Here is a 9,441-nt window from a genome sequence, read left to right on the forward strand (position 1 = left end):
ACCAGGACGCGATCGGCGAGGCAAGCCAGCACCCGGTTGGTCAGCCCGGCCACCGAGTTCTGCTCGTGGATCACCAGGGGCTTGGCCAGCAGGGAAGCCATCAGGCCACCAGGAAAAGCAGTGAATCCGCCCATGCCGAGCACCACGTCAGGGCGGATGCGGAAAATCGCTGCCGCGCTCTGCCACATCGCCAACAGCAGCATGAGCGGCAGCGCCGCCCAGCGCAGCACGCCCTTGCCGCGCATACCGGCAAACTTGACCCAGGCCATTTCGTAACCTTTTTCCGGCACCAGCCGCGCTTCCATGCCGGCGCGCGTACCCAGCCACACCACTTTCCAGTCCTTCTGCCGCAAGGTGTCGGCCACGGCCAGTGCCGGGAACACGTGGCCCCCGGTGCCACCCGCCATGATCAGGATAGTTCGTGATGGGTGATGGGCGATGGGTGATGGATCACCACCGATGCGCCTTTCATCACTCATCACCCCTGGCCCATTACTCATACGGAGTACCCCTTCATCACCTGGCGATTCTCCCAGTCCACCCGCAGCAGCACGCCAATCGCGGTGCAGTTGGCGGCGATTCCGCTGCCACCGAACGACAGCAGTGGCAAAGTCAGGCCCTTGGTCGGCAACAGGCCCATGTTCACGCCCATGTTGATGATCGCCTGCACTGCCAGCCAGATGCCGATGCCGTAGGCCACCAGTGCGGCAAAATGGCGGTCGATCCCTGCTGCCTGGCGGCCGATGGAGAATGCGCGGACTGTCAGCCAGACGAACAGCAGGATCACCACGGCCACGCCGGCGAACCCGAGCTCTTCGGCGATCACTGCGAGCAGGAAGTCGGTGTGCGCTTCCGGCAGATAGAACAGTTTTTCGACACTCGCGCCCAGACCGACGCCGTACCATTCGCCGCGGCCGAAGGCGATCAGCGCGTGGGAAAGCTGGTAGCCCTTGCCGTAGGGGTCGGCCCAGGGATCCATGAAGCCGATAATGCGCTGCATGCGGTAGGGCGAGGTCCAGATCAGCAGCAGGAAGCCCACCAGCAGCATGGCGATGAGGCCGGCGAACAGCCGCCAGTTCATGCCGCCTAGGAACAATATCGCCATGGCGATACTGGTAATCACGGCAAAGGCGCCGAAATCCGGTTCCCGTAGCAGCAGACCACCGACCAGCAGCATCACCATGAACATCGGCATGAAGCCCTTCTTGATGTTGTCCATGTAAGCCGCCTTGCGCACCGTGTAATCGGCGGCATACAGCACCGCGAACAGCTTCATGAACTCGGACGGCTGCAGATTGATCACCACCAGTGACAGCCAGCGCTGGCTGCCGTTGACCTCGCGACCGATGCCGGGAATCAGCACCAGCACCAGCAGCACCAGGCCGGAAAGGAACAAATAGGGCGCGATTTCCTGCAACACCTTGTTCGGCACCTGGAAGGCAAACAGGCCGAACAAGGCGCCAACGCCGAGGTAAACCGCCTGGCGCACCAGGTAATAGCTTTCCTGGAAACCGGCGTGTTTATCCGCAGCGGCGATGGCGATCGAGGCGGAATACACCATCACCAGCCCGAAGCCGAGCAGCAGAATCACCAGCCACAGCAGGGTGCTGTCATAATCTGGCTTGGCGTGCTGAGCGGCTACTGGAGAATAGGAGTTCATGCTTCCTCCTCCAGTTTTTTGACTGCGGCGATGAATACCTGAGCGCGATGCTCATAGCTGCGGAACATGTCGAAACTGGCGCAGGCCGGCGACAGCAGCACCGCATCACCCGGCTGGGCCTGCTCGAATCCCAGGATCACCGCCTCCTCCATGCTCGCCGCAGAGAGCAGGGGCACGCCACAGCCGGCCAGGGCTGCACCGATTTTCTGCCCATCGCGGCCGATCAGCACGACGGCACGGGAATGGGCCGACACCGCCGGTGCTAGCGGGCTGAAATCCTGGCCCTTGCCATCGCCGCCGGCAATCAGCACTACTTTGCACGGCATGCCGTTGAGCGCCGCTACCGTGGCTCCTACGTTGGTTCCCTTGGAATCGTCATAGAAGATAACCCCATTAATCTCCGCCACTTTCTCCACCCGGTGCGGCAAGCCCTTGAATTCGCGCAGCGCCTCAAGCAGGGGCTGGAGCGGCAGGTCGATGGCGCGGCACAAGGCCAGAGCAGCCAGTGCATTGGCCGCGTTGTGCAAGCCGGCAAGCGGCAGATCGGCTAACGGCATCAGCCGATTTCCGCCCTGCGACAGCCACGGGCCATTCTCGCCGCTCAGCAATCCCCAATCCTCGGGTTTTTGCGGCGCATCCAGGCCAAACGTCATCACCCTGCGATCGGGCTTCGCCATCGCCAGGCTGTAGCGGTCTTCCCGGTTCAGCACCTGGATGCCGTTGCCGGCAAAAATGCGCGCCTTGGCCGCGGCGTAATCCTCCATGCCGTTGTAGCGGTCCATGTGGTCTTCGGTCACGTTGAGCACGGTCGCTGCAGCCGGGTTCAGGGTGTGCGTGGTTTCCAGCTGGAAACTGGAGAGCTCGATCACGAACACATCGGCGGTCTCGCCGCGCTGATCCAGATCGCTCAATGCGTCCAGCACCGGCAGGCCGATATTCCCCGCTACTACCGTATGCAGGCCGGCCTTCCTGCACATCGCTCCGACCATCTCGGTCACCGTGCTTTTGCCGTTGGAGCCGGTAATGGCCAGAACCCGAGTCCTGAGTTCCAAGTCCTGAGTCCTGAGTGCTTGAGCAAACAGCTCGACATCCCCGACCACTTCCACGCCATGCGCCAGCGCATCGGCAACGGCCGGTTCGCGCAGGGACACGCCCGGACTGACCGCGAGCAGGTCGGCATTGCGAAACACCTCTTCCCTGAGCTTGCCGGTGAATAGCGGCACGCCAGGCAGCTCAGCCTGAAGGCGGGCGGCGTGGGGCGGGTTGTCGCGCGAGTCGGCGACAGCCACGACCGCGCCTCTCGCGTCCAGCCAGCGCGCCATGGAGAGGCCGGTGTCGCCCAGCCCCACCACCAGCACTTTTTTATGTTCGAGGTTTATCATTTTTTTCTTAACCGCAAAGACGCTAAGGCGCAAAGGCGTGAAGACTTTGAATTTCTTTGCGTCTCTGCGTCTTTGCGGTTATTCACTTTCATCTCAACTTCAACGTCGAAAGCCCAACCAGCACCAGCATCATCGATATGATCCAGAAGCGAACCACAACCTGATTCTCCTTCCAGCCCTTCAATTCATAATGGTGATGCAGCGGCGCCATGCGGAAGATGCGCTTGCCGGTGAGCTTGAACGACCCCACCTGGAGCACCACCGACAGGGTTTCCACCACGAACACCCCGCCCATCACGAACAGGACGATTTCCTGCCGCACGATCACCGCCACCACGCCGATCGCGGCGCCCAGCGCCAGCGCGCCCACATCGCCCATGAACACTTCGGCGGGGTAGGCATTGAACCAGAGGAAACCCAGGCCGGCTCCGGCCAGGGCGGTGCAGAACACGGCCAGTTCGCCGGCGCCCGGCACGTAGGGAACACCGAGGTAACGCGAAAAAACGAAGTTGCCGGCAACGTAGGCGAAAAGCGCCAGCGCGCCCGCCACCATCACCGTCGGCATGATCGCCAGGCCGTCCAGCCCGTCGGTGAGGTTGACCGCGTTGCTGCTGCCGACGATGACGAAATAGGTCAGCACGACGAAGCCCGCTCCGCCGAGAGGAATCGTCAGCATCTTGAAGAAGGGCACGATCAGTTCGGTATGGGCCGGCAGCGTGGCAGTCATGGCCAGAAACACGGCAACACCGGCACCGATCAGCGACTGCCAGAAATACTTGGCCTTGGCCGACAGCCCCTTGGGATTGCGATGCACCACCTTGCGCCAGTCATCGACCCAGCCGATTGCACCGAATCCCAGCGTGGTGGCCAGCACGACCCAGACATAAGTGTTTCTCAGGTCCGCCCAGAGCAGGGTGGAAATCGCCATCGCAACCAGGATCAGCGCGCCGCCCATGGTCGGCGTTCCCGCCTTGACCAGATGCGTCTGCGGACCGTCGTCGCGTACCGACTGGCCGATCTTGTAGGCGGTGAGCTTGCGGATCATGGTCGGACCGACGATGAACGAGATCATCAGCGCGGTCAGCATCGCCAGCACCGCGCGCAGCGTGATGTAACTGAACACGTTGAAGGCGCGAATGTCGTGCCCCAGCCATTGGGTCAGTGCGAGCAGCATGTCTTCTCCCTTCGGGAAGCGATGAGTAAGGAGTAATGAGTAAGGTCAAAGGCGGCGCGGCGAGGGTTTTCACCCATCACCCTTAACCCCTCACTCATCACCGCCTCTATGCCCATCACGCCTCACCCCTCACCTCAAAGCTTTTAACTACCCGCTCCATCTGCATGAAACGCGATCCCTTCACCAGTACCGTCACCTCCGGCGCCAGCAGGTTTTCGATATCGTGCAACAGGTCCTCGATATATTCGAAATGCCGTCCGCCCGCGCCGAAAGCCTGCGCAGCAGCGGCACTCAGATCGCCCAGGGTAAACAGCAGGTCGATCCCGGCCGCCTTCGCCGCCGCGCCGATTTCGGCATGCAGCGCGCGTGCGTTTTCGCCCAGTTCGCCCATGTCGCCGAGCACCAGCACCTTCTTGCCCGGCATGCCGGCGAGCACGGCGATCGCCGCCCGCACCGAGCCGGGGTTGGCGTTGTAGGTATCGTCGATCAGGGTGGCGCCGTGCAGGCAGGGATTTTTCAACAGCCGGCCCTTGACGCTGGAAACCTTTGCCAGCCCCGCGGCGACGGTAGCGTTGCCGACACCCAAAGCCTGAGCCACGGCCGTGGCCGCCAGGGCGTTGCGCACGTTGTGCTCGCCCGGTACCGGCAAGGCGACAGCAAATTTACCGGCGGGAGTGACCACCTCGATTTCGCTGCCGAAGGGCTGCAATTTGAAGCTGGCTGAGACTTCTGCCTGCTGCTTGAGGCCGAAGCGGATGAGGCGATGGCCCGTTGCCAGTTCCTGCCACAGCGCCGCATGAGGGTCGTCGGCGTTGATCACGGCGATACCGTTAGCTGCCAGGCCCTGGAAAATCTCGCCCTTGGCGCGAGCCACCGCCTCCACCAGATCAAAACAAGCGCCCTTCACGTTTGCCTCCTCTCCCGCTTGCGGGAGAGGATTGAGGTGAGGGAAACCCGCCAGATGGGCGGCCTGGGCATTGATGATCAGCGCCACATCGGGCCTGGCAATCCTGGACAGATATGCGATCTCGCCCGGATGGTTCATGCCCATCTCGATGATGGCGAAATCGCTGTCCCGCGGCATGCGGGCGAGTGTCAGCGGCACGCCCCAATGGTTGTTGTAGCTCGCGACCGCCGCATGCGTCGCACCCGCTTCGGACAGCAGCGCACGCAGCATTTCCTTGGTCGTGGTCTTGCCGACGCTGCCAGTCACGCCGACCACCCGTGCACTGCTACGCGCCCGTGCCGCTTCGCCCAGGGCGCGCAAGCCGGCCAGCGTCTCCGCCACCCTTAGCAGTGGCGAATCCGGTGCGACGCCATCCGGCACATGGTCCACCAGCGCCGCCGCGGCGCCGCGCGCCAGCGCATCCGCCACGAAACCATGACCATCCCGCGCATCGCGCAACGCCACGAACAGATCGCCCGGTGTCACGCTGCGGCTGTCGATCGAAACCCCGGTGACGGCCACATCCGCCACCAGCGTCCCGCCGGTCGAAGCGCGCAGCTCGGCGCTGGTCCACAGCGCGCTCATGCCGGGCCCGCCGCTGCGCGCGCGGCTGCCACGTCATCGAAGGGCAGGGTGACGCGGCCGATGGTCTGGCCGCTCTCATGCCCCTTGCCGGCCACGGCCAGCACATCACCCGGCCGCAACGCCGCCACGGCCCGCGCGATGGCGCCGGCACGATCGCCGGCATCGATGCCGCCGGGGCAGGCGGCGAGCACGGCGGCGCGGATCACGACCGGATCCTCGCTGCGCGGATTGTCATCCGTCACCCAGCAGCAATCGGCCTCCGCCGCGCAGGCCGCGCCCATCAGCGGGCGCTTGCCCGGGTCGCGGTCGCCGCCGGCACCGAACAGCACATGCAGCTTCCCGCCCGGCGCCACATGCGCCCGCAGCGCCCGCAGCAGGCGCTCCAACGCATCCGGCGTATGGGCGTAATCGACATAGACGGCGGCGCCATTCGCCAGCCGTGCGGCCAGCTCCATCCGCCCGCGCACGCCCTGCAGCTGCGGCAGCAATTCGAAGGCGCGCTCCGGTGCCATGCCGGTGCAGATCGCCAGCCCCGCCGCCATCAGCACATTATCCGCCTGGAAGCGGCCGGGCAGAGCAAGGCGCAGGCGCTCGCGAAGGCCAAACCCCTCGATGGTGAGGTCCTGCCCGTCCGGCAGCGCCGCCTGCGCCACCAGGCGCAGGGCTTCGCCATTCTCACCCACCGTCAGCAGCCGCAGGCCGCGCGCGGCGGCAATGGCCTGCAGCGCGTCGCGCGTCGCACCTTCCATCTCCGCATTCGCCACGATGCAGGCGCCCGGCGGCAGCAGCGTGTCGAACAGCCGCAGCTTGGCGGCGCGGTAGGCCGCCATGTCGCCGTGATAGTCGAGGTGGTCGCGCGTCAGGTTGGTGAAGCCGGCCGCCGCCAGCCGCACGCCATCCAGCCGCCGCTGCTCCAGCCCGTGGGAGGATGCCTCCAGCGCCGCCGCGCCGAAGCCGGCATGGGCCAGCGCCGCCAGCGTGGCATGCAGCGCCACCGGATCGGGCGTGGTCAGCGAAGGCCCTTCCGGGAAACCCGCGGCGCGCAGCCCGAGCGTGCCGAGCGACGCCGCGCGCTGCCCATCCAGCGTCCAGAGCTGACGCAGGAAATCCACGCTGCTGGTCTTGCCGTTGGTGCCGGTGACGGCGACCACGCGCTCCGGCTGCGCCGCATGGAAGGCGGCGGCGAGCAGCGCCAGCGCGCGACGCGGGTCGGCGGCGTGCAGCAGGGGCCGCACCGGCACGTCGGCGGGCCACGTCGTGCCCTCTGGCGCCAGCACGGCGGCGGCGCCACGGGACACGGCCTCGGCGATGAAACGGCGGCCATCCGCCTGGGCGCCGGGCAGGGCGGCGAACAGGTCGCCCGGCGTGACGCCGCGGCTATCGGCCGTCAGCCCGCCGATCGCCGGCAAGGGGCCGGCGGGGCAGGAAAGGCCGGGGATCGCGCGCAGCAGGTCATCCAGGCGGCGCGCGAGCACTGTGTCATTGCGGCGCAATGCTCGCCTCCCGCAACAAGGCGGGGCGCTGCGCGGCCTGGCCCGGAGGCACGGCGGCGCGGGTGGGCGAGGCGGCGGCAGGCGCCGGTTGGGGCGCGGACCCGGCACGCGCCGGCGCGTTGCCGCGCGGGCGGCCAGGCTGCATCGGCATCGAGAGAGCCGCCTGGATTTCCGGCGCGCGATCCGTCTCCGGCGCCATGCCGAGAATCGGTGCGACGCGGCGCACGATCTCCCCGGCGGCCGGGGCGGCGACCCAGCCGGCGGTGGCGAAGCCGTGGCTGCGCGCATTCGGCTTCGGCTCGTCCACCATCACATACACCGCATAGCGCGGCGCCTGCATCGGGAAGGCGCCGACGAAGGCGGCGATGCGCTTGTTTTGCAGGTAGCGGCCATTCGGCCCGATCTTCTGCGCCGTGCCGGTCTTGCCGCCGACGAAGTAGCCAGGGACATCGGCGCTGCGGCCGGAGCCTTCCGTCACCACCAGCCGCATCAGCCGGCGCATGGTGGCCGACGTGCCCTCACTGATCACCCGCGTGCCCTCGGCCGCCGTGCCGGGTGGCTGCGCCATCAGGGTCGGCTGGCGCAGGATGCCGCCATTGGCGACGGCGGCGACGCCGGTGACGACATGCAGCGGCGAGACGGAAATGCCGTGGCCGAAACCGATCGTCAGCGTGTTGATGTCGCGCCAGGCATTGGCGCGCGGAATCAGCGGCAGCGCGACTTCCGGCAGTTCGACCCCGAGGCGGGAGCCCATGCCCATCCGTACCATGAATTCCCGGTGCCGCTGCGGCCCCACCGCCGCGGCCATATGGGCGGAGGCGAGGTTCGACGAATAGGCGAGGATCTCCGGCAGCGCGAGCCAGCGATTCTTGCCGCGATAATCGTTGATGGTGAAGCGGCCATAGCGGATCGGGCGGGAGGCGTCGTAGCCGCTCCACACATTCACCGTGCCCAGGTCGAGCGCCATGGCGGCGGTGAGCAGCTTGAAGGTGGAGCCCGGCTCATACACGCCGACGGTGGCGCGGTTGAAGCGCGGGTTCAGGCCCTGCTGGTCCGCGCCCGGCGTCACGGCTTCCACCCGCGCCGGCTCGGCCAGGTCGAAATCGGGCAGGGAGATCATGCCGATCACCTCGCCGCTCTGCACATCCATCACGATACCGGCGCCGCCGATGCCGTTGTAGTCCGTGATCGCATGCTGCACGGCGTCGCGCAGCGCAAGCTGCACGCGCACATCGAGCGACAGACGCAGATCCTCGCCACGCCGCACGCGCAGGCGTTCGTCGAAATAGCGTTCGACGCCGGCGGTGCCGTTGCCGTCCACATCGACGCCGCCGAGGATATGCGCCGCGGCGCGGCCCTGCGGGTAGATGCGCCGCTCGGCTTCCTCGAAATACAGGCCCGGAATACCCAGGGAATTCACTGCCTGCTGCTCGCGCGGCGTCAGCGCGCGGGCGAGGTAGGCGAATTGCCGTTCCCCGGTCAGCCTCGCGGTGACCCGCTGCTCATCCAGCTGCGGCAGCACGCGCACCAGCCGGCGCGCGACCGTCTCGGGGTCGATGATCTCGCTGGGGTTGGCATAGAGCGCCGTGATCGGCAGCGTCACCGCCAGCAATTCGCCATTCCGGTCGGTGATGGCGCCGCGGCCGGGCAGATGCTCCGCGGGCGGCGTGTTCTGCCGCACCATTGCCGCCAGGCGCTTCGGCTCGGCCGGGGAGATCAGCGTCGCATCGGCCAGCCGTGCCGCCACCACGCCGAACAGCAGCGCGAAACCGCCGGCGGCGATCAGCAGGCGCGACCGCGTGCGTTCCATGACGGCGCGGCGGACCAGCTCCGGCTGGCCGATCCGCACCAGATCGGTGCGAGCGGAAACAGCGGCATGGCCGATGGTGCGGCCGGCGGGCAGGGCGTTGGCGTTAGGTGGGTTCGGGGACATGGCGGATCAGCGGGTGCGGGGCGGTGCGAGGCCGCCCTGGTTGTCCAGCGTTGCCGCGGCGGCGGCGGAGGAGAACGGCACCGGCGGTGCCAACATCGGCCGCCCGATGCCCAGCGAGGTGGCGCCACCCAGGGCGGAGACATAGGTGGGCGCGGCCGGCGCGGCCCGGGTGGTGCGGATCGGCGGCGCGCTCGGCGCCGGCGCGACATGGATCGCCGGGCGCACCGTCTGCGGCGGGGCGGCGGCACGCGCCACGGATTCGGGCGGC

At 67.0% G+C, this 9,441-nt stretch carries 8 protein-coding genes; all 8 read right to left on the bottom strand.

Annotation, left to right across the window (positions count from 1 at the left end; translation table 11 throughout):
* Positions 1-479 (bottom strand): glycosyltransferase (locus Q8S40_RS17160; protein WP_305671340.1); only part of this gene is annotated, 479 nt, incomplete at its 3' end.
* Positions 480-496: 17 nt separating this feature from the next.
* Positions 497-1,660, bottom strand: a complete 1,164-nt coding sequence (ftsW, locus tag Q8S40_RS17165) for a putative lipid II flippase FtsW (protein ID WP_305671341.1) — start codon at positions 1,658-1,660, stop codon at positions 497-499.
* Positions 1,657-3,042 (bottom strand): UDP-N-acetylmuramoyl-L-alanine--D-glutamate ligase, encoded by a 1,386-nt coding sequence (gene murD, locus Q8S40_RS17170; protein WP_305671342.1) that lies wholly within the window; start codon positions 3,040-3,042, stop codon positions 1,657-1,659. Before murD ends, ftsW begins: the two co-directional genes overlap by 4 nt.
* Positions 3,043-3,130: 88 nt before the next feature.
* The gene (mraY, locus tag Q8S40_RS17175; RefSeq protein WP_305671343.1) at positions 3,131-4,216 is read right to left on the bottom strand and encodes a phospho-N-acetylmuramoyl-pentapeptide-transferase; all 1,086 of its coding nucleotides are present in this window, start codon (positions 4,214-4,216) and stop codon (positions 3,131-3,133) included.
* A 115-nt stretch (positions 4,217-4,331) separates the two neighbouring features.
* A complete protein-coding gene (gene murF, locus Q8S40_RS17180; protein ID WP_305671344.1) occupies positions 4,332-5,747 on the bottom strand; it encodes a UDP-N-acetylmuramoyl-tripeptide--D-alanyl-D-alanine ligase in 1,416 nt (471 codons plus the stop codon).
* Positions 5,744-7,207: a UDP-N-acetylmuramoyl-L-alanyl-D-glutamate--2,6-diaminopimelate ligase gene (locus tag Q8S40_RS17185; RefSeq protein ID WP_371136852.1), complete on the bottom strand. Its 1,464-nt coding sequence runs from the start codon at positions 7,205-7,207 to the stop codon at positions 5,744-5,746. The genes murF and Q8S40_RS17185 overlap by 4 nt, the downstream gene beginning before the upstream one ends.
* A gap of 19 nt (positions 7,208-7,226) precedes the next feature.
* On the bottom strand, positions 7,227-9,173 hold the full coding sequence (locus Q8S40_RS17190; protein WP_305671345.1) for a penicillin-binding protein 2: 1,947 nt from the start codon (positions 9,171-9,173) through the stop codon (positions 7,227-7,229).
* A gap of 6 nt (positions 9,174-9,179) precedes the next feature.
* Positions 9,180-9,441, bottom strand: a 262-nt coding sequence (locus tag Q8S40_RS17195; RefSeq protein ID WP_371136851.1) for a hypothetical protein, incomplete at its 5' end; no start/stop codon positions are given.

Source organism: Falsiroseomonas sp. (assembly GCF_030695085.1).
In the GTDB taxonomy this organism is placed as follows: Bacteria; Pseudomonadota; Alphaproteobacteria; order Acetobacterales; family Acetobacteraceae; genus Falsiroseomonas.